The organism is Micromonospora sp. NPDC049101 (assembly GCF_040648675.1).
Taxonomy (GTDB): Bacteria; Actinomycetota; Actinomycetes; order Mycobacteriales; family Micromonosporaceae; genus Micromonospora.
In genome coordinates, this window is the sequence record NZ_JBEZED010000018.1 from 54007 (window position 1) to 77040 (window position 23034).

A 23034-nucleotide genomic window follows, 5' to 3' on the forward strand; every position below is an offset into this window, starting at 1 on the left:
CATGGGCGATGTCGCGGTGGCCGACGCCGCCCTTCGCTACGCCGAGGTGAGCGTCGGCTACCACGGCACGCCCGTGCTCACCGACGTCAACCTCGACCTGGTCCCCGGGCAGCGCCTGGCCCTGATCGGACCGAACGGCGCCGGTAAGTCCACGCTGATCAAGTCGATCCTCGGCCTGGTGCCGGTCCTCGCCGGCACGACCACCGTGCTCGGGCGCACACCGGCCCAGGCCCGGACCCGCACCGGATACGTTCCGCAGACCGACTCCCTCGACGCCGACTTCCCGGTGACCGCAGCCCAGGTCGTCATGATGGGCCGTTACCGACGCATCGGCTGGTGGCGCCCCACCCGCACCGCCGACCGTCGAGCGGTGCACGAGGCGCTCGACCGCCTCGGCCTCGCCGATCACGCGAGGACACACTTCGGAGTGCTCTCCGGTGGCCAACGCCAGCGGGTGCTGCTGGCCCGCGCCATCGCCGCCGAGCCACGGCTGTTGCTGCTCGACGAGCCGTTCAACGGCGTCGACGCGGTGAGCCAGGCAGCCATCCTGTCCGTCCTGCGCGAACTCAGCACGGTCGGGACCACCCTGGTGCTGAGCACTCACGACCTGACTGTCGCGCATGAACTCGCCGACACGGTCTGCGTGCTCAACGGCCGACAGTGGGCGGTCGGCCCGCCCGACGAGACGTTGACCGCCGACACGCTGCGCCGCGCGTACGGCGGACACGCCGTCGAGGTGGCCGACGGCCGGACAGTGCTGGTGGAGCCGTGATCGAGCCGTTCACCGTACCGTTCATGGGGCGAGCCCTGGCCGAGCTCGCGCTGCTCGCCCTCGTCTGCGGACCGGTCAGTGTCTTCGTCTTCGCCCGCCGCCTGTCGTTCGTCTCCGACGCGCTGACGCACACCGTGTTCCCCGGCGTCGTCATCGGGTTCCTGGCCGGTGGCATCGAGGGAATCGTCGTCGGGGCGCTGGTCGCCGGCGTCGTGACCGCGGTGGCGCTGACCCTGCTCAGCCGGGGCGGGGCGCTGTCCGACGATGCCTCCACCGCCGTGGTACTCACCGCCATGTTCTCGATCGGCGTGGTGCTCGTGTCGCGGCGCTCCTCGTACACCTCGGATCTGACATCGTTCCTCTTCGGGCGCATCCTGACGGTGACGCCGCGCCAGATCGCGGAGACCGCCGTGCTGGCGGTCGTCATCCTCGGGCTGCTGGTGATCAGCGCCCGCGCCCTGATCTTCCGTACCTTCGACCCGGTCGGAGCGGCAGCCGTCGGTTTCCGGATCGCCTGGCTCGATCTGTTGCTCAACATCATCGTCGCGCTCGTCGTCGTCGCCGCGGTACGCGCTGTCGGCACCATCCTCGTGGTCGCGTTGCTCATCGTGCCGGCCGCGACGGCCCGCATGCTCACCACCCGCCTGTCACTGATGGCGGTGATCGGCACCGGCCTCATCCTCCTGGCCGCATACGGCGGCCTGCTGGCCAGCTGGACCGCATCGGTCGACTACGGCATCTCCCTGACCTCGGCCTCCGCCGTCGTCCTGCTGCTCGTGTTCGCCTACCTGCTGCTCCTTCCACTGGGCGCGCTGCGCTCCAGGCGCAACCACGGGCGGATCGCCTCCGACGCAAGGAGATCGCCGCATGAACTGGTGGGATGACGCGCTGCACCGGGCCATGGCCGAGGTACTGCTCGCCGGCGCGCTCGCCGGACTCGTCGGCGTTCACGTCGTGCTCCGCCGACTGTCCTTCTTCACCATGGCACTGACCCACGCCACGTTCCCCGGGGTGGTGGCAGCCTCCATCATCGGTGTCAACATCCTCGTCGGCGGCGTGGTCGCGGGTGCGATCGTCGCGCTGGGCGTCGCCGCGCTCAGCCGCCGACGAAGCCAGCACACGGCCGCGGCGACCGGCGTCCTGCTCTCCGGCGGCTTCGCCCTCGGCGCCGGGCTCGTCGCCACCCAGAACGGCTTCAGCCGGGACCTGACCTCGTTCCTCGTCGGATCGATCCTCACCGTCAGCCCGCAGGACCTCGTGACCACCGCGGTCGTGCTCGTCGTCGTCGCGGGCGTCCTGCTGGCCTGCGCCCGACCACTGCGCTACACCGGCTTCGACCGGGACGGCGCGCAGGCCGCCGGCTTCGCCACCGGTGCCTGGGACGTCGTGCTGCTGCTCGCCATCCAGGTGGCGGTTGTGACGATCGTTCCGGCCATCGGCACGATCCTCGCCCTCGCCCTCATCGTCGCGCCAGCGGCGGCGGCGCGCCAGTGGTCGCACCGGCTGGGCATCATCACCGCCCTGGCCGTCACTCTCGGCGCGCTCAGCGGGCTCGGCGGCCTGTACGCGTCGAGCCGCTGGGACGTCGCCGCCGGCGCGAGCATCACCCTGACCGCCACCGCGATCCTGGCACTGTCGACAGTGCTGTCCCGGCTGGTCACGTTCGGGCACACGGCGACCGCCCGCCTACGGGCGTCCACGGCATGAGCACCGCACACCTCGACGAGACGAGGCGCGCTCTGGACCGCGCGGTGGTCGTGCTGCGCGCCATGGCGTACGAGCACCGGATACACATTCTCGTGCTGCTGCGGGACGGCGAACAGACGCCCGCGTCCCTGGCGGCGGCGATGTCGGCGGACTCGACGATCATCGCCCGGCACCTGCGGTACCTCAAGGACGCCCGGTTGATCCGGCGCAGACGTCGCGGGCGAGAGGTCACCTACGCGCTGCAGGGGGAGGCCACCCGGCGACTCGTCGAGGAAGTGCTGCACCACGCCGAGCACTCAGCCTGACCAACGCACGGCAGGTCCACGTGCCGGTGTCGGCACACCGTTGTCCATCAGCGCTCCCCGCTCGGCGTTCCGATGTCGACCGGGGTGGTTCTCGGTAGCCAGAGGGCGAGCACGGCACCGAGGGCGACCACGGCCGCGCCAACCGCGACCGCCGGCCTCAGGCCGTCCACGAAGGTCGCGCCGGTGGCGTACCCGCCGCGAGCGGCGAAGACCGAGGCGAGGGCAGCGACTCCGACGGCCACGCCGAGTTCGCGGACCGAGTTGTTGGTGCCGGAGGCGACGCCCCGGGCGCCTTCCGGCACACTGGCCATGGTCGCGGTGCTGATCGGGGCGAAGGTCAGTCCCATCCCGATGCCAGCCAGCGCCAATGGCACGGCGAGCACGCCGTAGGCGACGTCGGCCGTACTGACCAGGGCGAGCCAGCCGAGTGCGATGGCGAGGGCGCCCTGACCGGCGACGATCAGGTTGCGGACGCCGAGCCTGCCCACCAGGAGCCCGGCCAGCGGGGCAACCACCATCGGCGCCATGGTCCACGGCATCGTGCGTATCCCTGCCTCCAGCGGACTCAGTCCCTGCACCACCTGGAAGAACTGGGCGAGCAGAAACACCGAGCCGAAGACGCCGACCGAGAACGTGAACGCCACCGCGTTGACGAGGCTGAAGGTGCGGGAACGGAAGAGCCGCAGCGGCAGCATCGGGGCCGAGGTGCGCCGCTCCCACCAGAGGAAGCCGCAGATCAGCGCGGTGCCTCCGACCAGCGCCGCCACCACCCTGGTCGAGGTCCATCCGTGCTCCTCGCCGTGCACCACGCCCCAGACCAGGGCCAGCACGCCGACGATGGAGAGGCCCAGGCCGGCCGGGTCCAGCCGGGATGACGGGCCACGTGATTCGCGCAGGGTGATCGCGGCCAGTCCGACGGCGAGCAGTCCGACCGGTAGGTTGAGCCAGAAGATCCACGTCCAGTCCAGCCCTTCGACCACCGCTCCGCCGACCAGTGGGCCGACAGCGACACCGAGACCGCTGATTCCGCTCCAGATTCCGATGGCGGCGTTGCGGAGCCGCTCGGGGATGGCGGCGGCGAGCAGGGTGAGCGACAGCGGCAGCACGGCCGCTCCGGCCGCTCCCTGGACTGCCCGGGCGGCGATGAGCATCCACGGTTCGGTGGCCAGGGCGCAGGCGGCGGAGGCCACCGTGAACAGGCCGATGCCGGCGAGGAAGAGCCGGCGACGGCCGATCCGATCGCCGAGCGCGGCGGCGGTGAGCAGCAACGCGGCGAAGGGCAGCGTGTACGCGTTGACGAACCACTGCAGGTCGGTCAGGGAAGCGCCGAGTTCCGTCCTGATCACCGGCAGGGCCGTCGTCACGACGAGATTGTCCAAGGTGACCATGAACATCGGCACGCCGACGGCGGCGAGCACCGCAGCCAGAGAAGGGCCGTCGGGCCGGTCGGGCGGGGGAGGAAGCTTGGCGGCGCTCTCGGTGACGGCGTCTGCACCGGGCATCAGAGGCTCCTTGTTGTTATCCGATGATAACTAGGCTCAATGAAAGTAGCTATCGACTGATAACATGTCAACGTCCCTCTGAAGGAGCGCCGATGACCAGGACCCGGCTGACCGCCAGCGAGCGCGGCGAACAACTGGTGGCCGCAGCGGTCAAGGCGTTCGCCGCCGCCGGTTACGCCGGCACCAGCACCGATGACGTGGCTCGGCTGGCCGGTGTCTCGCAGCCGTACGTGATCCGGTTGTTCGGCTCCAAGCAGCGACTGTTCATTGCCACGGTCGAGCACGCCGCCGGCCGGATCGAGCAGGCGTTCCGGCGGGCGGCCGAACGACAGGCGGACCTGCCGAGCCTGGCCACCGCCTACGACGAACTACTGGCCGAGCATGACCTGCTCGCCGTGCTGCTGCACGGGTACGCGGCCAGCGCCGACCCGACGATCGGCTCGGCCGTACGCGCCTGCTTCGGCCGGATCTATCAGCTGGTCCGGGACCTGACCGGGGCGACCGCCGAGGAGACCCGCGAGTTCCTCGCCACCGGGATGCTGCTCACCGTGCTGGCGTCGATCCGCGTCATCGGGCCCGACGCGGTCGCGCCGGAAACGTGGATGTCGGAGATCGCCGCGACCATCTACAAGTCCGATCCGGAAAGCGAGTCCGAACCTGACGGCAAGGCGGCCGAACGAGCCGAAGGGTAGCGGCCGACGGCGACGCCCGGTGCCAACGACTGGGCATCATAGGTGCCGTGGTCGTCCTGCTGACCAGGATGTCCCACGTGTGCCGCCCGCTCACCGGTGCGCGACCGGAGAGGCGCGGGCAAGCATCAACCCGGAGGGCAGTCGGTCCAGGTACCAGTATCGTCGGCGTTCGATCGGGGACGGATCACTGGCGAAGGGGACCGCGGGGATGAGTACACCGCTGAGGCCGCATGATCCACGCGAGGTCGGGCCGTACGGCGACCGATTTCGGACCAGCGGGAAGATCTCCCTGGGCATCAACGGGCGCGGCGACGGCAAGGCGGCGGGCGGCTTCGGAGTGATGTTCGGCAACGTCACCGTCGCCACCCCTAGCTGATCCACCCGAGCGACCGGTCGAGGGTGTCGGCGTTGAGCCTGATGTCGGACCTCCGGGACGATGTGGTCGGGTCGGTTCGTCGACGATCCGTCAGCGGGCGTGGGTGCCGCTGGCGGCGGCACGCAGGCCGTGGTCGAGAAAGTTGATCATCCAGGTGAAGCTGTCGTCGACGGATGTGTCGATCTGGAACCCGCCGGCCGCTTCCAGGGTCGAGAACCCGTGCAGGGTGCTGCGGAGCATCCGCAGGGCGTGAATCTCCTGAACGGAGTCCAGGTGGTAGCCGCGCAGCATGGCCGCCCAGGAGGCGACGACCCGTTCGAGGGCGGGGACGAGCGGGTCGTCGGGTCCGGTCGGGCGGGCGGCATTGCCGGCCGCGTACCGGCCCGGGTGTTTCTGCACGTAGGTCCGCATCGCCTGCGCCCCGGCGGCGAGGGCATCGCTGCCGGCCCTTCCCTGGATGGCGTCGCGAATGGCGTCAGCGAACTCGGCCATGACCAGGACAGCTATCCGGTGTGCGAGATCGGCCTGGCTGGTGACGTGTTTGTAGAGCGCGGGGGTCTTGACTCCGAGCCGTTCGGCGAGCAGGCCCATGCTGAAGTTCTCGAAGCCGATGTCATCGATCAGGGCCGCGCCGGCCTCGGTGACCGACTGCGCGGTGAGCCGGGCCCTAGGCATTCGCCAGCGTCTTGTCGAGGAAGGGCCGGGCCAGCGCGAAGACCTCATCCGGCGTCTGGACGTGTGCGTAGTGACCGGCACCGTCGATGACGACGAGCTCACCGATGCCCCTGGGCAGGTCGGCGATGATCTTCTCGCCCTCGGCGCGGGGGTCGGCCCAGTCGGGGTCGAGGCTGCCCTCGATGACCAGGACCGGGCAGGTGACGTTGGCCAGCTGCGCGCCGGCGTCGGTCGGGCTGGTCTTGCACATGGCCTGCAGGACCTTCATCCGGCCGGGCTCGCTCAGCTTCGCCTCGATGCGCCTCAGCTCGGCGTCCCAGTCGGCGGGCTTGACCGGGTACGCCGCGTCGAGGTACTTCTTCCAGCTCGCCAGACTTCCCCGGATCAGGACCTGCGCCATCTGGCTGTAACCGGTCCGGAAGCGCTTCACCCGCATCAGCCCGCCGAGATCGAAGGGTTGTACGCGGGTGAACGGCGCCAGCTCGATGACGCCGTTGATCAGATCGGGCGCGGTGGCCGCCGCGATGGTCGCCGCGCCGCCGCTGATCGATTGGCCGATGATCACGGCCGGACCGCCGAGGTGGCGCACGAGGGCGACGAGGTCACCCGCGATGTCGGTGCGGCTGTAGCCGTCCCAGCCCAGGCTGGAGTCGCCGCAGCCGCGGATGTCGACGTTGGCGACCCGGTACCCGGCGCCGGCCAGGGCCGGAGCGAGGAACCGGTAGGAGTGCCGACTGTCGCCGATGCCGTGCGCCAGGACCACGAGAGGGCCCTGCCCGGACACCTCGTAGGCGAGGTTGTTGCCGGCGATGCTCAAGGACTCGGTCATGACGACCTCCCACAGGATTGGTTAATGATGCTAGCTACAGGTTAGTGGCGTTAACTAAAAGCGTCAAGCGATCTTCTTCGACGGCGCTCGCACCTCGTCTGGATGCCGGTGTCAGCGCACGGACAGCGTGCGGCTACCGAGTGCCGTGCACGGTGGGTGAGGCCTCCGCTCGCCATGGCGGCGAGGACGGCGTCGAGCAGGCCGGGAAACCTGGCATCCAGGTCGTCGCGGATCACTCGGCCCTGCCTGCGGGCGAACAGCACCCCGCTCTCGCGCAGGACGCGCCAATGATGGGTGGCTGAGGATGCGGGAACGTCCGCTCGAACTCCTGGCCGGTGAACTCTGCCCCGACCGGGGCCAGCTCGGCGAGGGTCGGTAGTGCGCCCTGCGCAAGTGCTTCGATGCGCGGCGGCGGAGGCGGGATCCTTCTCGCGCGTCAGCGCACCAGCCAGCTCGTTCTGCGCGATACCCGTGACAAACGCCGAGACGGCGCGGAATGCGACGAAGAGGTCAACGCCCTTCAGGCCGCCGCGAGCGAGTGCTGCCGCGAGCGTCTCGGTGGGGACGAGGCTGGCGCGAGACGAGGTGCGACGGGTGAGTATGAGCGGAATGACTGCCGGATGGGCGCGGTAGGTGCGCCACAGAGCGGTGGCCACGGCCCGCGTCTCGGCCAGCCAGTCGTCGGTCGGCCCGGGTAGCGCGACGCGAGCGGAGACGGCGTCGACCACAAGCTCCTCAAGCGCTTCGCGGCTCTCGACGTAGTTGTAGAGGGTCATGGGGCCGGTCTGCGGTGAGGCCGCGAGGGAGCGCATGGTGAGCCCGGCCAAACCATCCCGGTCGACGATCGCCAGCGCGTGTTGCGCGTCCGTGTCATCGTCTCCGGGCGTAATGCCGAACGAGGACTGGAGGTGGTGGAACAGATCCGTGCCGAGGGAGGAGTGGCCGACTTTGTCGCCGCCGACCTCCGCGACGCGCACTCCGCGGTAGAACTCGCGGCCTAGGCCACCCGGGCCGCCGAGTCCGCAGGCGGAACGCCCCGGCGGTCCTGGCGGATACCAGGACCCCTGGGCCTAGGTGCCTGGAACGCTCTTTCAGCGCTGCGCAGGCGCCCCGGCCACCCTCCCTCGGGCTTCGTCAGCAGCCGTGACGAGGTTGAACACCGTGTACGGGTCGTGTCCTCGGAACAGCAGTGAGATGACTAGCGCGGCCATCGCCTCCAGATGCCGGGCGTACGTGACATCGCCGACCGCCAGCGGCGCACAACCCAGATCCTCGATCAGCGCACCGACCGTGGCCCGGGCCTCCTCGTCGTCGCCGCAGAAGGGGACCACCAGCGGCCGGCCGTCGAAGGCGGGCGGGTCGAGCTGCCAGACCTTCGCCTCGCAGAGGTTGAACGCCTTCACCACCCGGGCGCCGGTGCGCTGCTGAATCTGCTCGGCCAGCGAGGTGGCGCCGGAGGTGACCGAGAAACCCGTCAACTCCACCGGGTTGGTGCAGTCGACGACGACCTTGCCGGTCAGTGCACCCCGGCCCGCCCCGGCCGCGTCGAGGACCTCCGGCACGGCCGTATACGCCACGGCCAACAGGGTGACGTCCGCCGCCTGCGCCGCGTCGGCGAGCGAACCGCTCCGCGCCCCCAGGGCGGTCGCCAGTTGCTGCGCCTTGGCGGCGCTACGTCCGCCGACCAGCACGTCGTGGCCCGCTGCCGCCCAGCGCCCGCCCAGCGTGCGTGCCATCGTGCCGGTACCCAGGATGCCGATCTTCATCATGTCCTCCGCTGTCTCGGCCGGCCGAGCGGTCCGGCAAGTGGGGAAACGATAGAGGTACCCGCCGGACACCACTGCTGAGTGGTACCACCGCTACCAGCAAATCTGCTGATCTGTTTGCCCAGGCCGCGCCGGCGGACAGTGAGACTCACCTGTCCACTGTCTGCAAGGAGTGTCCCGCGGTGTCCAATCTCGCCGAATCAGTGCCATCGGGTCGGGAAGCGACGGCGGACCTATCGCCGGCGCCTCCGTCGCGCGTGCGCGCCAACCTGCTGCTGCTCCTGCTGTGCATGGCCGAATTCATGATCGTGCTCGACTTCTCCATCACCAACGTGGCGCTGCCGACGATCCAGCGCCAGCTGTCCTTCAGCGACGGCTCGCTGCAGTGGGTGGTCAGCGCCTACGCCCTCGGCTTCGGAGGCTTCCTGCTGCTCGGCGGCCGCATCTCCGACCTGTTCGGGCGCCGCCGGCTGTTCATCATCGGCCTGGTCGCCTTCTCCGTGGTGTCGCTGCTGGCCGGCTTCGCGCAGGACGCCACCCAGCTGATCATCCTGCGCGGGCTGCAGGGCCTCGCCGCCTCCCTGGTCGCGCCGGCCGCCCTCTCCCTGCTGACCACGTCCTTCCCCGAGGGCAAGGAGCGCAACCGGGCGCTCGGCGCGTACGGCGCCGTGCTGTCCTTCGGTTTCGTCGCCGGCGTCATCCTCGGCGGCGTGCTGACCGACGCGCTGAGCTGGGAGTGGGTCTTCTTCGTCAACGTGCCCATCGGCCTCGCCACGGCCCTGTTCGCCCCGGTGCTCGTGCCCCGCCCGACCGCCGCCGCGGGCCCCCGCCCCCGGCTCGACGTGCCCGGCGCGATCACCATCACCGGCGCCGCGGTGAGCATCGTCTACGGCTTCTCGATCGCCAACACCGAGGGCTGGCTGTCGGTGAGCACCCTGGGGTCGTTCGCGCTGGGCCTGGTGCTGCTGGCGCTGTTCGTCCTGGCCGAGCGCCGTTCGGCGGAACCGCTGGTGCCGCTGGAGATCTTCAAGGTACGCAGCATCGTCGGCGCCAACGTGGTCAACGTCCTGCTGATCGGCGCCTTCGTCGGCATCACCTACGTGCTCACCCTCTATCTGCAGCGGATCAAGGACTACAGCCCGCTGGAGACCGGGCTCAGCTTCGCGGTGCTGGGCCTGACCGCCATGGTCGCCGGCTTCACCGGGGCCAAGCTGGCCGGCAAGCTGGGCCTGACCCGGGCCATGCTGCTCGGCGTCCTGCTGCAGGCGGTCGGCGCGTTCGTGGTCGCCACGCTCCCGGCCGAGAACTCCCTGGCCTACATCCTGATCGGCACCGCGCTGATCGGCTTCGGCAACGTCGCCGCGGTCGTCATGATCAGCATCACCGCCACCGCCGGCGTGGCGGACCACCAGCAGGGCCTGGCCGGCGGGCTGCTCAACACCTCGCAGCAGCTCGGCGCGGCGATCGGCGCGGCCGCCTTCGCCGCGATCGCCGCCTCGCGGACGGCGTCGCTGCTGCCGGAGGGCACCACCGGCAGCGTCAGCGATCCGGCGGCCTTGCTCTCCGGCTTCCGGTATTCGCTCGTGTGCACCGCGATCGCGGCCGTGATCGCGGCCGTGATCGGCGCCGTGATGCTCCGGACGCGCGCCGACCGCACCTCCTAAGACCGACCGATCCGGCCCTGCCGCCCGCCCCCGCGGACGGGGCCACCGGATGCGCGGCGCGGCTGCCGGCCGCGCCGCGCATCCGCGCATCCGGTCAGACCGGCGATCGGTTGGTCAGTTCCGCCGAGAGCGACCGCAGGCAGGCCCGGTTGGCCTCGTCGTACGCGGCGGGATGCGCCTGCGCCTCGCGGAGCTGGTCGAAGTAGCGTCCGGTGACGCCATCCAGATCGGCGTCGAGAGCCAGCCGGGACACGGCCTCTACCCCGTCCGCAATGGTGCTGATCGGGGTCGACACCATCTTCGTCGGCATGTACGTCGCCGGGTGTAGGGCGTTGACGGTGACTCCGCTGCCCTGAAGCTCGGCGGCCAGGTCAAAGGTGAACATGATCTGCGCCAGCTTGCTCTGGCAATATGCCCGTCGCCCGCCGTAGCCGCGAGTGAGCATGACGTCGGTGAAGTCGATGGGCGTCTGCCCGGCCGAGCTGACGTTGATGACACGGGCCGGGGCCGAGCGACGCAGCAGGTCCAGCAGCCGGTGCGAGAGCAGATAGGTGGACAGGTAGTTCACGGCGAAGCGCAGTTCGAACCCGTCGGCGCTCTCCAGGCGCGCGGTGCCACCGGGCACGTCGGCGCCGATGCCGGCATTGTTGATCAGCACGTCCAGCCGGGGCTCGGCCGCGGCGACCTGATCGGCCAGCGCGTGCACCCCGGCCAGCGAGGAGAAGTCCGCCCGGTAGCCGCGCGCCTCGCCAGAGCCGGTCGCCCGCACCTGGCGCACGGTGGCGGCGATGCGCGCGGCCGAGCGGCCGTGCACCAGCACGGTGGCGCCGCGACGGGCGAGGGCGACGGCCAGGCCGCGGCCCAGCCCGTCGGTGGCGCCGGTGATCAGCACGGTCGGCGGCTGGCGTAGTGGCATGGTGCTCGCTCCTCAACAGCTCGGCGAAGGATCCGGCGCCGGCGGCGTGCCGGAAACTGGAAGCGGGCGAGCCCCGTCATACCGACGAAGCCCGCCCGCGCGGTTCAGTGTTGCCCGGGGCGGTCCGGCCACCCAGGGCACCGTTCATCCTGGCATTGTGGGTGCCAGGTTGGTGCGTGCGGCGGTGAGCCAGACGACCGCGCCCGGGGCGATCCCGGCCCCTGCGGGCCGTCCCGCGCCCCCGTAGCGCTCGTCCGCCGTGTCCAGCAGCACCGACCACACCCGCGGGTCGGCGACCGCGTCCCAGCCGAGCGGCCGGTCAGTCAGGTTCGCCACGCAGAGCAGCACGCCGTCGCCGTGGTCGCGGGCGAACGCCAGCAGCGGCTCGCCCGGGCCGGGACGCCGCCACCACCGCACCGGCTCCGGTCCGGCGGCCACCTGCTGGCGGATCCGGTTCAGCCGGGTGACCAGCCGGCCCATCCCCCGATACAGCTCGCCGCCCGGGGCGTCGAGCAACGGCGACGGGTCCACCGGGGCCCACTCCCGCCAGGGTTCGGCGCCGCCGTGCTCCGCGCCCATGAACAGCAGGGGCACCCCGGGCGTGGCGTACTGCAACGCCAGGAGGGCCCGCAGCGCCGCGGCGGCATCCGGGCCGTCGCCGTGCACGCGACGCCACAGCGGCTCGTGCGGCGCGGTGATCTCGTCGTGGCTGACCGGCAGCACCACCGGGCGCGCGGCGGCGCGATCCACGGCGGCGGCGAGCGTTTCCCGCAGGTGCGGGCGCTGGTCCGGGCCGGCGGCGAAGTACGTGAAGGTGTCGTGCGCCCAGCCGAGGTCCCAGCACAGGTCGAAGCCGAGGCCACCGGCGTCCACCGGCTCCGTGACCCCGTCGGTCAGCCCTGCTTCCTCGGCGATCAGCAGCGCGCCGGGATGCCGGCGGCGTACCGCGCCGGTCAGCTCGCGCAGGAAGTCGATTCCGGGCCGGTCGAGCACGTCGCCGCCGGCCCACCCGCCCGGTTCGCGCAGGAAGTCGCGGCGGGTGATCGAGCTGACCGCGTCGACGCGCAGCCCGTCGAAGTGGAACTCCTCCAGCCAGTAGAGCGCGCTGGCGACGAGGAAGTCACGCACCTGCGGGCGCTGGTAGTCGAACGTCTTGGTGCCCCAGAGCGGGTGCCATGCCCGGTCCGGGTCGGACGGCTCATACAGCGCACCGCCGTCGAAGTCGGCCAGCGACCAGTCGTCCGGTGCGAAGTGCGCCGGGACCCAGTCGAGCAGCACGCCGACACCCGCGGCGTGCAGCCGGTCGATCAGGTGGCGCAACTCGTCCGCGCCGCCGAACCGTGCGCTGGGCGCGAAGTACGAACTGACCTGGTAGCCCCAGGACCCGCCGTACGGGTGCTCGGTGACCGGCATCAGCTCCACGTGGGTGAAGCCGTGCCGGCGCACGTACGGCACCAGGTCGTCGGCCAGCCGCCGGAACCCGGCGCCGGGGCGCCAGGATCCGGCGTGCACCTCATACACCGAGACCGGGGCGTGCCGCCGCGGGCGCCCGGCGAGCCAGTCCGCGTCGGTCCACCGGTGCCGCGACGGGGCCGGGACTACCGACGTGTGCGGCTCCCCGGGTACAACCTCGCGGGCCCACGGGTCGGCCTTGTGCCGGACCGTGCCGTCGCGGCCGTGAACCTGGAACCGGTAGTGGACGCCGGGCCGGGCCCGCGGCACCACCGTGTCCCAGCAACCGTCCGCCGAGCGGGTCATCGCCTCCTGGACCGGCCGGACGCCCGGGTGCCACCACACCAGATCGACGGCCTCGGCGGCCGGCGCCCACACCCGGAATCGGGTCGGCCCGCCGGCGACGTCCGGGTGCGCCCCCATCCGGCGCCACAGGGCGTCCGGCTCCGCGCGCACGGCCGGTGCGGTGCCGGCGCTCACCGCGGCGTCCCGGTGCCGAGCCGGTCAAGCGTGGCGAGCGGGATGGGCAGCCAGGCGGGCCGGACGGTGGCCTCGTAGACCACCTCGTAGACGATCCGGTCCAGCACGTAACCCTCAAGCAGTTGCCGGCTGCGCCCCGGATCGGTGCCGGTGCTGTCCGCGTACCCGGCGCACAGCGCCTCGCGATTGAGCGCGGACCACTGGCTCAGGCGCCGGACCGCGTCCGCGTCCGGCGTTTCGTCGCGCACCGGATAGTGCGTCGCATAGTCGAGGGACCGCAGCAGCCCGGCGACGTCATACAGCGGCGAGCGCGGCGCGCGGCGCTGCGCGAGAGGCCGGGCGGGTTCACCCTCGAAGTCCAGCAGCCACCAGGTGTGCGAGGTGCGTAGGAGCTGACCCAGGTGCAGGTCGCCGTGCACCCGCTGGATGGGCACCGGCGTGGACAACCCGGCGAGGCGCCGGTACCGGGCGTGCAGGAACGGGGCGTGCGGCCGCAGCGCGGGCACGACAGCGACGGCCTCGTCGAGGTGGGCGGCGAAGCCCGCGGCCACGTCTGCGGGGTCGGCGACGTCGCCACCGAAGGCGGTGCGCAGATCGGCGTGCACCTCCCCGACCGCGGCTCCGATTCGGCGGGCCTCGAACTCGAAGTCGCCGCCCGAGCGCGCCACCACCGCCGGGGCGTCGTCGGCCAGCACGTCGCGGACGCTGGCCAGGGCCATCGCCCAGCCATCCACGGCATGCGGGGCATACCCGCTGAGCATGCCGAGGGTGGTCGGCTCACCCTGCAGCTCGCCCTCCACGGCGCCGAGCAGCGGGGCGACGTGGCCGGAGCCGAGCCGGGTGAGCGCCCGGTGCAGCTCCAGGTCGAGGTTCAGCCCCGGCTCGACCTGGCGGAAGATCTTCAGGATGACCTCGTCGTCAAACACGATCGAGGTGTTGCTCTGCTCGGCGGCCAGGACCCGCACGAGCGACGGCGCCGGCGGCCCGGAGTCCGACAGGGCCGCGGTCAGCCGCGGGCCGAGCCGGTCCGGCAGGCCGGCGCCGGGCTCGGGCCGGAAGCGGGTGGTGCCGCGCTCGGCGCCACCGGCTATCGCCCGCAGCAAAGCCAGCGCGGCGGCCGGGACGGCGCCCGATGCAGCCGGGTACGGCGGTACGGCGTCGAGCCCGGGCACCACCTGGTAGTGCTGCGGGGCGCGGTCGTGGAATCGCACTTCGAGCAGGTCGAGCCGGGACGCCGGCCCGTCCCCGTCGCCGCTCAGCGGCACGGAGCCGACCGGCCGCACCTCGCGGACGGCGTGGCCCTTGGCGCGGAACCACCGTTGCTCGGGCAGCCAGGCGGCCAGGTGTGCCGCGTTGACCGGGGTGTGTGTCGGATCAGTCATCTCGACCCTCCTCGGTGGGACGCAGGGCGAACCAGTAGAAGCCGTGTCCGGGCATGGTGAGCAGATAGCTGTCGGTGCCCGGGCTGGGGAACCGCACGCCGCCGATGAGGTCGGTCAGGCGGTATCCGGCGTATGCGGACAGGTCCAGCTCGACCGGCTGGGCGAACCGCGAGAGGTTGTTGACGCACAGCACGACGTCCTCGGTGCCGTCCGCGTGGCGCGGCCGGCGCAGGTAGGCGAAGACGCTCGGGTTGGTGGCCTCCAGCTCGTGGAAGTCGCCGACGCCGAAGGTGCTGTGCCGCTTGCGGACGGCGAGCAACTGGCGGGTGAAGTGCAGCAGCGACGAGGTGTGGGCGAGCTGGTTCTCCACGTTGACCGACTGGTAGCTGTTGCTGGGGCTGAGGACCAGCGGCAGGTGCAACTGCCCGGGGTCGCACGAGGAGAAGCCGGCGTTGCGTTCCGGCGTCCACTGCATCGGGGTGCGCACGCCGTCGCGGTCGCCGAGCCAGATGTTGTCGCCCATGCCGATCTCGTCGCCGTAGTAGAGCACCGGCGAGCCGGGCAGCGACAGCAGCAGGGCGGTGAACAGCTCGATCTGGTTGCGGTCGTTCTCCAGCAGCGGTGCCAGGCGGCGGCGGATGCCGATGTTGGCCCGCATCCTCGGGTCCTTGGCGTATTCGGCGTACATGTAGTCGCGTTCCTCGTCGCTGACCATCTCGAGCGTCAGCTCGTCGTGGTTGCGCAGGAAGATGCCCCACTGCGCGCCGGAGGGGATCGCCGGCGTCTGCGCCAGGATCTCCGAGATGGGCAGCCGTGACTCGCGGCGCACCGCCATGAAGATGCGCGGCATCAGCGGGAAGTGGAACGCCATGTGGCACTCGTCGCCGCCGGTCGCCGGGTCGCCGAAATACTCGACCACGTCGGCCGGCCACTGGTTCGCCTCGGCGAGCAGCACCCGGTCCGGGTATTCGTCGTCGACCACCTTGCGCACCAGGCGCAGGAAGGCGTGGGTGGCCGGCAGGTTCTCACCGTTGGTGCCGTCGGCCTCGAACAGGTATGGCACCGCGTCCAGCCGGAAACCGTCGGTGCCCAGGTCGAGCCAGAAGCGCAGGACGTCGAGCATCGCCTCCTGCACGGCCGGGTTGTCATAGTTGAGGTCCGGCTGGTGGCTGAAGAAGCGGTGCCAGTAGAACTGGTGCCGCACCGGGTCGTACGCCCAGTTGGAGGTCTCGGTGTCGACGAAGATGACCCGCGCGTCCGAATACCGGTCGTCGTTGTCGTTCCAGACGTAGAAGTCGCCGTACGGCCCGTCGGGGTCGGTGCGCGACGCCTGGAACCAGGGGTGGCGGTCCGAGGTGTGGTTCATCACCATGTCGATGACCACCCGGATGCCCCGCTTGTGGGCCTCGTCCAGCAGGCGTACGTAGTCGTCGAGGGTGCCCAGCGCGGGGTGCACCCGGCGGAAGTCGCTGATGTCGTAGCCGCCGTCGCGCAGCGGCGAGTGCAGGAACGGCGGCAGCCACAGGCAGTCGATGCCGAGCCACTGGAGATAGTCCAGCCGCTCGGTCAGCCCGCGCAGGTCGCCCAGCCCGTCCCCGTTGCTGTCCTGGAAGGCGCGCACCAGGACCTCATAGAAGACGGCACTGCGATACCACTCGGGTTCGGGGGCGACCATGGACACCTGCGCGGCCGGTGACGTGGTGTTCATGCTTGTTCCAGGGTGAAGAATCGGGCGACCGCCACGGCGGGATCGATGCGCACGGCTGCGCTGTCATGCCAGGTGCGGCTCCGGCCGGTGGCCAGATCCCGCAGGCGCAGCGGCCGGTCGGGTGACAGGCCCAGAGCCTGGGCGTCCAGCCGCAGCGGCGCCTGCCGCCGGCGGACGGGATCGAGGGTGACGACGCACAGGACGATCTCGCCGGTGCGGTCGTCCACCTTCGAATAGGCGAGGAGCTGGTCGTCCGCCACGTCGTGGAAGACCAGTCCGCGCTGCCGGCCGAGGGCGCGGTGCCGGTGCCGCAGCCGGTTCAGCCGGGTGATCCACGGCCGCAGCGAGGGCCGGGAATCGGCGCCGGCGGGCGGGCGGTAGTGCAGTTCGTACTTCTCGCTGTGCAGATAGTCCTCCCGGCCGGGACCGGCCGGGGTGTTCTCAAACAGCTCGAAGCCCGCATACATGCCCCAGGACGGACCGAGGGTGGCGGCCAGGGCCGCGCGGATGGCGAACACGGCCGGTGGCGCGCCGGCCAGGTGCCCCGGCAGGATGTCCGGGGTGTTGACCCACAGGTTGGGCCGCAGGTGGTCGGCGTCCGCGGTGAGCTCGCGCAGGTAGCCGGTCAGCTCCGCCTTGGTGGTCCGCCAGGTGAAGTAGGTGTAGGACTGGCTGAAGCCGACCTTGGCGAGCCCGTGCAGCACGGCGGGGCGGGTGAAGGCCTCGGAGAGGAAGACGACGTCCGGCTCGGCCTGCTTGACCCGCTCGATCAGCCACTGCCAAAAGTTGAGCGGCTTGGTGTGCGGGTTGTCGACCCGGAAGATCCGGACGCCCTCGCCCACCCAGTGCAGCACCACCCGCAGGATCTCGGCGCGCAGCCCGGCCGGGTCGTTGTCGAAGTTGAGCGGGTAGATGTCCTGGTACTTCTTCGGCGGGTTCTCCGCGTAGGCGATGCTGCCGTCGGCGCGGGTGGTGAACCATTCGGGATGCTCGGTGACCCAGGGATGGTCCGGGGCGCACTGCAGGGCGAGGTCCAACGCGACCTCCAGTCTCTGGTCGGCGGCGGCCCGGACGAAGGCCCGGAAGTCCGCGGCCGAGCCGAGGCAGGGGTGGATCGCGTCGTGGCCGCCCTCCCGGGCCCCGATCGCCCACGGGGAACCGACGTCGCCGGGGGCGGCGGTCGCGGCGTTGTCCCGGCCCTTGCGCGCCAACCGGCCGATCGGGTGGATCGGTGGCAGATAGAGGACGTCGAAGCCCATCGCCGCGATGCCGGGCAGGTGGGCGGCGGCGGTGCGCAGGTCGCCATGCACCGGGCGGCCGTCCGGGCCGAGACCGCCGGTGGAGCGCGGGAACAGCTCGTACCACGCGCCGGTCAGCGCCCGCTCCCGCTCGACCAGCAGCCGCCGGGTGGGCCCGCGGGTGAGCAGCTCGCGCAGTGGGCGGGTGTCCATGATGTGCCGCACGGCGGCGTCCAGGGCGGGCTCGGTCCGCTGCGGCAGAGCGGCGTGCCGGTCCCGCAGGGCCCGTGCCGCCGCGCGCAGAAGACGGCCGTCCGCGCCCGGCACCCGGCGTGCCGCCCGCAGCAGCAGCCTTTCCCCCTCGGCCAGCTCGTTGGCCAGCTCGCCGGCCGGGAAGCCGGCGGCCAGCTTCGCGGTCAGCGCGTCGCGCCAGGTGTGCCAGGGCGCGCTGTAGGCATCCACCCGGTAGGTCCAGTAGCCGCTGTGGTCCGGGACCAGGGCGCCTGACCAGCGGTCCAGACCCGCGTCGGTCAGTTCCATCGGCCGGCGGTGCTCGCCGCGTTCGCCGGGGCGGCGCCACACCAGTTCGGCGCGGACCGCGTCGTGGCCCTCCCGGTAGACGGTCGCTCCCACGTCGACCCGTTCGCCGACGACTGCCTTGGCCGGGAAGCGGCCGGCCCCCACGGCCGGGACGATGTCCTCAATGGCCAGTCTCAGACTCACGTCTGCTCCTTCGCTGTCGGTGTGTCACCGACAGTGCGGAGCGGCGCGGGGTCACGGCCAATAACAGGTGCTCGTTGTGTCGACTACCGACACGGGCAACCCGGGGCGGGTCAGGTCGCGGCGGCCAGGAGGTCGCTCAGCGCCCGCGCGTCCGCCTCGTGCACCGGGGTCTGCAGCACCATGCAGAACTGTGGGTGCTCCACCAGCCGCAGGTGGGACAGGTCCAGCTCCAACGCGCCGGCCCGGGGGTGCGCGAGCCGGTTTACCGCCATGCTGAACTCCGCCACCGGATAGGACTCCCACCAGCCCAGGAATTCGGTGCTGTCGCGGGACAACCGGTCGACGACCTGGGCGAAGCGGGGGTCGCCCGGGTATTGCCCGGCGGCGGCCCGGAACTGCGCCACGATCATGCGGGCGGTCTCGTCCCAGTCGAGCAGCAGCCGGCGTACGCCCGGATCGCGGAACAGCAGCAGCACCAGGTTGCGCTCGTCCTCCGGGATCTCGGCGAAGTCGAGCCACAGTGCGGACTGGGCGGCGTTCCAGGCCAGCACGTCAAACCGATGGTCGATGATGTAGGCCGGGTTGGGCGTGACCGCGTCCAGCATGCGCTGCACCGCCGCCAGCACCGGCTTGTCGTCGCCCGGTGCGGGCGGCAGCGACAGGCTGGCCAGTACGAACAGGTGCCGGCGGTGCTCGTCGCCCAGCCGCAGCGCCGTCGCCAGCGCGTCGATGACCTGACGCGAGGCGGGGATGGCACGGCCCTGCTCAAGCCACGTATACCAGGTCAGGCCCACACCGGACAGCTGCGCCACCTCCTCGCGGCGCAGCCCTGGGGTCCGGCGCCGGTTGACCCCGTCGGGCAGACCCACGTCACCAGGCTTGAGCTCCGCCCGCCGTGCCCGCAGAAAGGCCGCCAGCTCCTTGCGGCGTGCCGCGTCGTCCATTGTCCTGGCCCCCATCATCGACCCACGCAGGCTTTTCCCCTGCTACTAGCAAGGCTGATACCAGTATAACTGGACCCTTGTTACAGATCGGTACCGCAATGTATATGCGGGTTTCGCCCGTAGCGAGCGCCACAACCGGCCCTAATCGATGATTTGGCAGTTCCTGGCGTGAATGCGCAAGTGCTTCACCGGCTCCGTGAGTCATGTTCAACTGCGATTCCGTGTAGTCGCTGAACTTGTTCGCGAAAGGGGCCGCAGTCATGGCTTCCGGCGCAGTCCGTCGCTTAACTCGGAAGGGCAAGGCGAACAACAGAGCCGCCGACGAACGCAGCGGCGAGGTTGTCCAGTTCGCACAAACCCAAAGGGAGCTCTAATGAGCAGACGGATTCTCGTCGTACTCTCCGAGTACGGCTACTGGGCGGAGGAACTGGTCGGGCCGGTCGAGGCATTCGACAGCGCCGGCTACCAGGTCACCTTCGCCACGGCGAACGGGCGCCGGGCGCACGCACTGCCGCCGAGCCTGGACCCCGACTACATCGACCCCCCGCTGGGCCGCTCGGTCACCACCGTGGACATGGCGAACCGTGGTCGCCGGCTGGACGAGTCGTCCCGGCTGGACAACCCGCTGAGCATCGCGGATCTGATCCCCGAACGCCCGTATCTCAGCTCGCTCAACCCGCTGCGCCGGCTCGAGGAATACTACCGCGAGCTCAGTGCCTCGGTCGGTGACCTGGTCGCCAGCTTCGACGCCCTGGTGCTGGTCGGCGGCAGCGGACCGATCGTCGACATGGCCAACAACGAACGCCTGCACGAGGCCGTACTCGGTTTCGTGGCCGCGGACAAGCCCATTCTCGCGGAATGCTACGGCGTTACGGTGCTCGCCTTCGCCCGGGACCTGGAGACGCGGGCCAGCATCATCGCGGGCAAGCATGTGACCGGGCACCCCAAGGAGTACGACTACAAGGACGGGACCGGCTTTCTGGGCGTCGACTTCAACATGGGCCCGCCGCCGTACCCGCTGGAGTACATCCTGCGCGACGCCACCGGACCGGACGGACAATTCCACGGCAACGTCGGCAAGGAACTGTCGGTCATCGTCGACTACCCCTTCATCACCGCGCGTTCGACGCCGGACTCGGCGCTGGCCGGCGCCAAGCTGGTCGAGACGCTGGAGCAGGGATTGCGGCGGGACGGCTGGTGAGCACGGCGGGCACGGGCCACGGTCCGGCCGTACGGCCGCGGACCGGCAAGGCGGCCCTGGTGGAGCAGTTCGCCGCGGACGGCCTGACCTACATGTTCGGCAATCCGGGCACCGTGGAACAGGGGCTGATCGACGAGATCGCCAACTCGGAGATCGACTACCTGCTCACTCTGCACGAGTCGGTGGCGGTGGGCATGGCCGACGGGTACGCCCGAGCCACCCAGCGCCCCGCGCTGGTCCAGCTCCACAGCGGCGTCGGGCTCGGTAACGGCATCGGCATGCTCTACCAGGCCAAGCGGGGAGGGTCGCCGCTGGTGGTGCTAGCCGGCGAGGCCGGAGTGCGGTACGACGCGATGGACTCGCAGATGGCCGCCGACCTGGTCGCCATGGCCCGTCCGGTCACCAAGTACGCGACCCGGGTGATCGACCCGGCCTCGCTGCTGCGGGTGATGCGGCGGGCCGTGAAGATCGCGATGACCCCGCCCCGGGGCCCGGTGCTGGTCGTGGTGCCGGCCGACGTGCTGGACGCCATCGTCACCGATCCCGTGGTGCCGACGGTCATCCCGGACACCCGGGTGCTGCCCGAGCCCGCCGTGCTCGCCGCGGCCGCCGAGATCCTGGCCGCCGGCCGCCGCCCGCTCGTGCTCTTCGGCGACGGCGTCGCCACCAGCGGCGCCCAACGGGAGTTGGCCGCGGTCGCCGAGCTGCTCGGCGCGCCCATGTGGGGAGTGAACTCCTCGGAGGTCAACGTCGACAGTGGGCATCCGCTGTACGGCGGGCAGCTCGGGCACATGTTCGGCGCGGACAGTGCCCGGACGGTGGCGGACGCCGACACGGTGCTCATCGTCGGCACCTACGTCTTTCCCGAGGTGTTCCCGGAGCTGACGAGCCCGTTCGCGCCGGACGCCCGGATCGTGCACGTCGACCTGGACGCGTACGAGATCGCCAAGAACCACCCGGTCGAGCTCGGTGTCGTGGCCGACCCGAGGCTCACCCTCGCCGGCCTCGCCGCCCGGTTGGACCGGCCGGGCCGGCAGCGACCACCGCGCTGGGACGGCGCGGCGCCGCCCGGCGACCAACCGGGCGCCGGCACGGGACTGATGAATCGGTTCGTCGAGACGCTGGTCCGCCGGGCGCCGGACGACCTGGTGATCTTCGACGAGGCGCTGACCGAGTCGGGCCCGCTGGCGGTGCACGCACCGCCGCGGGTGCCGGGCCGATTCTTCCAGACCCGGGGCGGTTCGCTCGGGGTCGGTATCCCCGGTGCGCTCGGCGTCAAGCTGGCCCGCCCGGGTCAGCAGGTGGTCGGCTTCACCGGCGACGGCGGCAGCATGTACACGATCCAGGCGCTGTGGACGGCCGCTCGGCACGACATCGCCGCCAAGTTCGTGATCTGCAACAACCGTCGTTACCGCCTGCTCGACCTCAACATCGAGCAGTACTGGCGGGATGAGGGCATCCCCGCCCATCTACACCCGGGGGCGTTCGACCTGTCCCGGCCCGCCATCGACTTCGCCGCGCTCTCCCGCTCGCTCGGGGTGCCCGCTCAGCGGGTGAGCACCCCGCAAGAGGTGCCGGCCGCGGTCGAGGAACTGCTCGCCACCCCCGGCCCGTTCCTCATCGATCTGGTCACCGACTGACCACCAGCACCCGAAGGAGCAGACCATGCCCGACGCCCTGAGCGTCGAATCTGTCCGCCGGCTCGTCCAGGAGTGGTACGACGCCCTGGACCGGCACGACCCGCTCGATGCCGTGTTGCCGTACCTGGCCGACAACGGCCTCACCATGCAGTTCCCAGAGGCGACCCTGCGCACCGAGGACGACTTCGGCGGCTGGTATGACACCGTCACCCACCGGTTCTTCGACGAGATCCACGAGGTCAAGCGGGTCGACGTCGAGCTGCTCTCGCCGCTGCACGCCGACGTCTCGGTCCTGGTCAACTGGCAGGCCCGGGTGTGGAACCCGCCCGCGGCGACCAGCGAGTGGCTCGGCTTCGACGCCAGCCAGACCTGGTCGGTTGTCCTGCAGGACGGCCAGCCCCGGATCCGTTCCTACGCGGTGGACGACCTGGCCCCGATGCCCGGTTCCGCCCAGCTCTGACCGCCGCGCCCGCGGCGGCACCCCTTCCGGTACCCGCGCACCGCGGGACCACCGAGCACCACGAGACAAGGAGACCACCATGTCCGAACTCACCCCGCAGCGCGTCAAGGACGCCTACGACGCACTGATGTCCGGCGACCGAGCCCGGGCCGCCGAGTACTGGGACCCGGAGGTCCGCTTCCTGACCCCCGGCAACCACCAGTACGCCGGCTGGCACGAGGGCCTCGAGACCTTCCTCGACTTCATCGACAAGGTGCAGGAGGCCTCCGGCGGCTCGTTCGTCATCGACCCGGTCACCATCCTGGTGAACGACGAGGGCTACTCCATCGACGTGAACCGGACCTCCGGCACCCGGGCGCACGCCGCGGCCGGTGCCGAGTCGCCGTTCGAGCGGCTGCAGATCGAGGGCCTGCACCTGCTCAAGTGGGTCAACGGGCGGATCGTCGAGGGCCGCGGCGCCATCTTCGGCGACGGCGTGACCAACTTCAACCAGTGGTGGTCGCCGGTCGGCTCGGACGGCCGCCGGGTCACCGTCTGATCTCCTCCCGCACAGCCGGGCCGGCCGCCGGACGGCGGCCGGCCCGGCCCTTCCCCGAAAGATC

Annotated in this window: 22 protein-coding genes; 11 read left to right on the forward strand and 11 right to left on the reverse strand. The window is 71.1% G+C overall.

What is annotated here, in order from left to right:
* Nucleotide 1: 1 nt before the first annotated feature.
* The 4 genes from AB0B57_RS23740 to AB0B57_RS23755 are packed head-to-tail and all read left to right on the forward strand — an operon-like array spanning nucleotide 2 to nucleotide 2784.
* Entirely contained in the window at nucleotides 2-772 is a 771-nt protein-coding gene (locus AB0B57_RS23740) for a metal ABC transporter ATP-binding protein (RefSeq protein ID WP_357073690.1), read from the forward strand.
* On the forward strand, nucleotides 769-1656 hold the full coding sequence (locus AB0B57_RS23745) for a metal ABC transporter permease (protein ID WP_357073693.1): 888 nt from the start codon (nucleotides 769-771) through the stop codon (nucleotides 1654-1656). Before AB0B57_RS23740 ends, AB0B57_RS23745 begins: the two co-directional genes overlap by 4 nt.
* Nucleotides 1640-2479 carry a metal ABC transporter permease gene (locus AB0B57_RS23750; RefSeq protein ID WP_357073697.1) on the forward strand — a complete coding sequence of 280 codons (840 nt, stop codon included), beginning with the start codon at nucleotides 1640-1642 and terminating at the stop codon, nucleotides 2477-2479. The genes AB0B57_RS23745 and AB0B57_RS23750 overlap by 17 nt, the downstream gene beginning before the upstream one ends.
* Nucleotides 2476-2784 (forward strand): metalloregulator ArsR/SmtB family transcription factor, encoded by a 309-nt coding sequence (locus AB0B57_RS23755; protein WP_357073700.1) that lies wholly within the window; start codon nucleotides 2476-2478, stop codon nucleotides 2782-2784. Before AB0B57_RS23750 ends, AB0B57_RS23755 begins: the two co-directional genes overlap by 4 nt.
* 47 nt (nucleotides 2785-2831) lie before the next feature.
* On the opposite strand, the gene AB0B57_RS23760 is transcribed toward AB0B57_RS23755, so the two are convergent.
* The gene (locus tag AB0B57_RS23760; protein WP_357073704.1) at nucleotides 2832-4286 is read right to left on the reverse strand and encodes a DHA2 family efflux MFS transporter permease subunit; all 1455 of its coding nucleotides are present in this window, start codon (nucleotides 4284-4286) and stop codon (nucleotides 2832-2834) included.
* A 92-nt stretch (nucleotides 4287-4378) separates the two neighbouring features.
* Between AB0B57_RS23760 and AB0B57_RS23765 the strand changes: the two genes are divergently transcribed.
* Both AB0B57_RS23765 and AB0B57_RS23770 read left to right on the forward strand, forming a co-directional pair.
* Nucleotides 4379-4978, forward strand: a complete 600-nt coding sequence (locus AB0B57_RS23765) for a TetR/AcrR family transcriptional regulator (RefSeq protein ID WP_357073706.1) — start codon at nucleotides 4379-4381, stop codon at nucleotides 4976-4978.
* A 208-nt stretch (nucleotides 4979-5186) separates the two neighbouring features.
* Nucleotides 5187-5354 carry a hypothetical protein gene (locus AB0B57_RS23770; protein WP_357073708.1) on the forward strand — a complete coding sequence of 56 codons (168 nt, stop codon included), beginning with the start codon at nucleotides 5187-5189 and terminating at the stop codon, nucleotides 5352-5354.
* A 90-nt stretch (nucleotides 5355-5444) separates the two neighbouring features.
* On the opposite strand, the gene AB0B57_RS23775 is transcribed toward AB0B57_RS23770, so the two are convergent.
* The 4 genes from AB0B57_RS23775 to AB0B57_RS23790 form a co-directional block, all read right to left on the reverse strand.
* Entirely contained in the window at nucleotides 5445-6029 is a 585-nt protein-coding gene (locus AB0B57_RS23775) for a WHG domain-containing protein (RefSeq protein ID WP_357073710.1), read from the reverse strand.
* Nucleotides 6022-6858, reverse strand: a complete 837-nt coding sequence (locus tag AB0B57_RS23780; RefSeq protein ID WP_357073712.1) for an alpha/beta hydrolase — start codon at nucleotides 6856-6858, stop codon at nucleotides 6022-6024. The genes AB0B57_RS23775 and AB0B57_RS23780 overlap by 8 nt, the downstream gene beginning before the upstream one ends.
* A 50-nt stretch (nucleotides 6859-6908) precedes the next feature.
* On the reverse strand, nucleotides 6909-7835 hold the full coding sequence (locus AB0B57_RS23785) for a TetR/AcrR family transcriptional regulator C-terminal domain-containing protein (RefSeq protein WP_357073715.1): 927 nt from the start codon (nucleotides 7833-7835) through the stop codon (nucleotides 6909-6911).
* Nucleotides 7836-7949: 114 nt separating this feature from the next.
* Nucleotides 7950-8624, reverse strand: a complete 675-nt coding sequence (locus AB0B57_RS23790; protein WP_357073718.1) for an NAD(P)-binding domain-containing protein — start codon at nucleotides 8622-8624, stop codon at nucleotides 7950-7952.
* Between the two features lie 257 nt (nucleotides 8625-8881).
* Here AB0B57_RS23790 and AB0B57_RS23795 point away from each other — a divergent pair, with 257 nt between their 5' ends.
* Entirely contained in the window at nucleotides 8882-10288 is a 1407-nt protein-coding gene (locus AB0B57_RS23795; protein ID WP_357073721.1) for an MFS transporter, read from the forward strand.
* A 94-nt stretch (nucleotides 10289-10382) separates the two neighbouring features.
* Here AB0B57_RS23795 and AB0B57_RS23800 read toward each other — a convergent pair whose 3' ends face one another.
* The 6 genes from AB0B57_RS23800 to AB0B57_RS23825 all read right to left on the reverse strand — a co-directional run bounded on the left by AB0B57_RS23800 (nucleotide 10383) and on the right by AB0B57_RS23825 (nucleotide 19131).
* Nucleotides 10383-11204: an SDR family NAD(P)-dependent oxidoreductase gene (locus AB0B57_RS23800; protein ID WP_357073724.1), complete on the reverse strand. Its 822-nt coding sequence runs from the start codon at nucleotides 11202-11204 to the stop codon at nucleotides 10383-10385.
* A 144-nt stretch (nucleotides 11205-11348) separates the two neighbouring features.
* Nucleotides 11349-13136, reverse strand: a complete 1788-nt coding sequence (locus AB0B57_RS23805; RefSeq protein WP_357073727.1) for an alpha-amylase family glycosyl hydrolase — start codon at nucleotides 13134-13136, stop codon at nucleotides 11349-11351.
* Complete coding sequence (locus AB0B57_RS23810; RefSeq protein WP_357073729.1) at nucleotides 13133-14518, reverse strand: hypothetical protein; 1386 nt, start codon at nucleotides 14516-14518, stop codon at nucleotides 13133-13135. The genes AB0B57_RS23805 and AB0B57_RS23810 overlap by 4 nt, the downstream gene beginning before the upstream one ends.
* Nucleotides 14511-16226 (reverse strand): maltose alpha-D-glucosyltransferase, encoded by a 1716-nt coding sequence (treS, locus tag AB0B57_RS23815; protein ID WP_357073732.1) that lies wholly within the window; start codon nucleotides 16224-16226, stop codon nucleotides 14511-14513. The genes AB0B57_RS23810 and treS overlap by 8 nt, the downstream gene beginning before the upstream one ends.
* Complete coding sequence (locus tag AB0B57_RS23820; RefSeq protein ID WP_357073735.1) at nucleotides 16223-18187, reverse strand: maltotransferase domain-containing protein; 1965 nt, start codon at nucleotides 18185-18187, stop codon at nucleotides 16223-16225. The genes treS and AB0B57_RS23820 overlap by 4 nt, the downstream gene beginning before the upstream one ends.
* A gap of 110 nt (nucleotides 18188-18297) precedes the next feature.
* The gene (locus AB0B57_RS23825; RefSeq protein WP_357073738.1) at nucleotides 18298-19131 is read right to left on the reverse strand and encodes a helix-turn-helix transcriptional regulator; all 834 of its coding nucleotides are present in this window, start codon (nucleotides 19129-19131) and stop codon (nucleotides 18298-18300) included.
* 373 nt (nucleotides 19132-19504) lie between these two features.
* On the opposite strand from AB0B57_RS23825, the gene AB0B57_RS23830 reads away from it, so the two are divergent.
* The 4 genes from AB0B57_RS23830 to AB0B57_RS23845 all read left to right on the forward strand — a co-directional run bounded on the left by AB0B57_RS23830 (nucleotide 19505) and on the right by AB0B57_RS23845 (nucleotide 22970).
* The gene (locus AB0B57_RS23830; protein ID WP_357073741.1) at nucleotides 19505-20332 is read left to right on the forward strand and encodes a type 1 glutamine amidotransferase domain-containing protein; all 828 of its coding nucleotides are present in this window, start codon (nucleotides 19505-19507) and stop codon (nucleotides 20330-20332) included.
* Nucleotides 20329-21972 carry a thiamine pyrophosphate-binding protein gene (locus AB0B57_RS23835; protein WP_357073744.1) on the forward strand — a complete coding sequence of 548 codons (1644 nt, stop codon included), beginning with the start codon at nucleotides 20329-20331 and terminating at the stop codon, nucleotides 21970-21972. The genes AB0B57_RS23830 and AB0B57_RS23835 overlap by 4 nt, the downstream gene beginning before the upstream one ends.
* Before the next feature lie 25 nt (nucleotides 21973-21997).
* Nucleotides 21998-22432: a nuclear transport factor 2 family protein gene (locus tag AB0B57_RS23840; protein WP_357073747.1), complete on the forward strand. Its 435-nt coding sequence runs from the start codon at nucleotides 21998-22000 to the stop codon at nucleotides 22430-22432.
* 79 nt (nucleotides 22433-22511) lie between these two features.
* Nucleotides 22512-22970 carry a nuclear transport factor 2 family protein gene (locus AB0B57_RS23845; RefSeq protein ID WP_357073750.1) on the forward strand — a complete coding sequence of 153 codons (459 nt, stop codon included), beginning with the start codon at nucleotides 22512-22514 and terminating at the stop codon, nucleotides 22968-22970.
* Nucleotides 22971-23034: the final 64 nt, after the last annotated feature.

Excerpts from the sequence above, each read along its gene's own strand:
- AB0B57_RS23740 (WP_357073690.1), top strand. The coding sequence starts at position 2 with ATGGGCGATGTCGCGGTGGCCGACGCCGCCCTTCGCTACGCCGAGGTG.
- AB0B57_RS23750 (WP_357073697.1), top strand. The coding sequence starts at position 1,640 with ATGAACTGGTGGGATGACGCGCTGCACCGGGCCATGGCCGAGGTACTG.
- AB0B57_RS23755 (WP_357073700.1), top strand. The coding sequence starts at position 2,476 with ATGAGCACCGCACACCTCGACGAGACGAGGCGCGCTCTGGACCGCGCG.
- AB0B57_RS23760 (WP_357073704.1), bottom strand. The coding sequence starts at position 4,286 with ATGCCCGGTGCAGACGCCGTCACCGAGAGCGCCGCCAAGCTTCCTCCC.
- AB0B57_RS23765 (WP_357073706.1), top strand. The coding sequence starts at position 4,379 with ATGACCAGGACCCGGCTGACCGCCAGCGAGCGCGGCGAACAACTGGTG.
- AB0B57_RS23770 (WP_357073708.1), top strand. The coding sequence starts at position 5,187 with ATGAGTACACCGCTGAGGCCGCATGATCCACGCGAGGTCGGGCCGTAC.
- AB0B57_RS23775 (WP_357073710.1), bottom strand. The coding sequence starts at position 6,029 with ATGCCTAGGGCCCGGCTCACCGCGCAGTCGGTCACCGAGGCCGGCGCG.
- AB0B57_RS23780 (WP_357073712.1), bottom strand. The coding sequence starts at position 6,858 with ATGACCGAGTCCTTGAGCATCGCCGGCAACAACCTCGCCTACGAGGTG.
- AB0B57_RS23790 (WP_357073718.1), bottom strand. The coding sequence starts at position 8,624 with ATGAAGATCGGCATCCTGGGTACCGGCACGATGGCACGCACGCTGGGC.
- AB0B57_RS23800 (WP_357073724.1), bottom strand. The coding sequence starts at position 11,204 with ATGCCACTACGCCAGCCGCCGACCGTGCTGATCACCGGCGCCACCGAC.
- AB0B57_RS23810 (WP_357073729.1), bottom strand. The coding sequence starts at position 14,518 with ATGACTGATCCGACACACACCCCGGTCAACGCGGCACACCTGGCCGCC.
- treS (WP_357073732.1), bottom strand. The coding sequence starts at position 16,226 with ATGAACACCACGTCACCGGCCGCGCAGGTGTCCATGGTCGCCCCCGAA.
- AB0B57_RS23825 (WP_357073738.1), bottom strand. The coding sequence starts at position 19,131 with ATGGACGACGCGGCACGCCGCAAGGAGCTGGCGGCCTTTCTGCGGGCA.
- AB0B57_RS23830 (WP_357073741.1), top strand. The coding sequence starts at position 19,505 with ATGAGCAGACGGATTCTCGTCGTACTCTCCGAGTACGGCTACTGGGCG.
- AB0B57_RS23840 (WP_357073747.1), top strand. The coding sequence starts at position 21,998 with ATGCCCGACGCCCTGAGCGTCGAATCTGTCCGCCGGCTCGTCCAGGAG.
- AB0B57_RS23845 (WP_357073750.1), top strand. The coding sequence starts at position 22,512 with ATGTCCGAACTCACCCCGCAGCGCGTCAAGGACGCCTACGACGCACTG.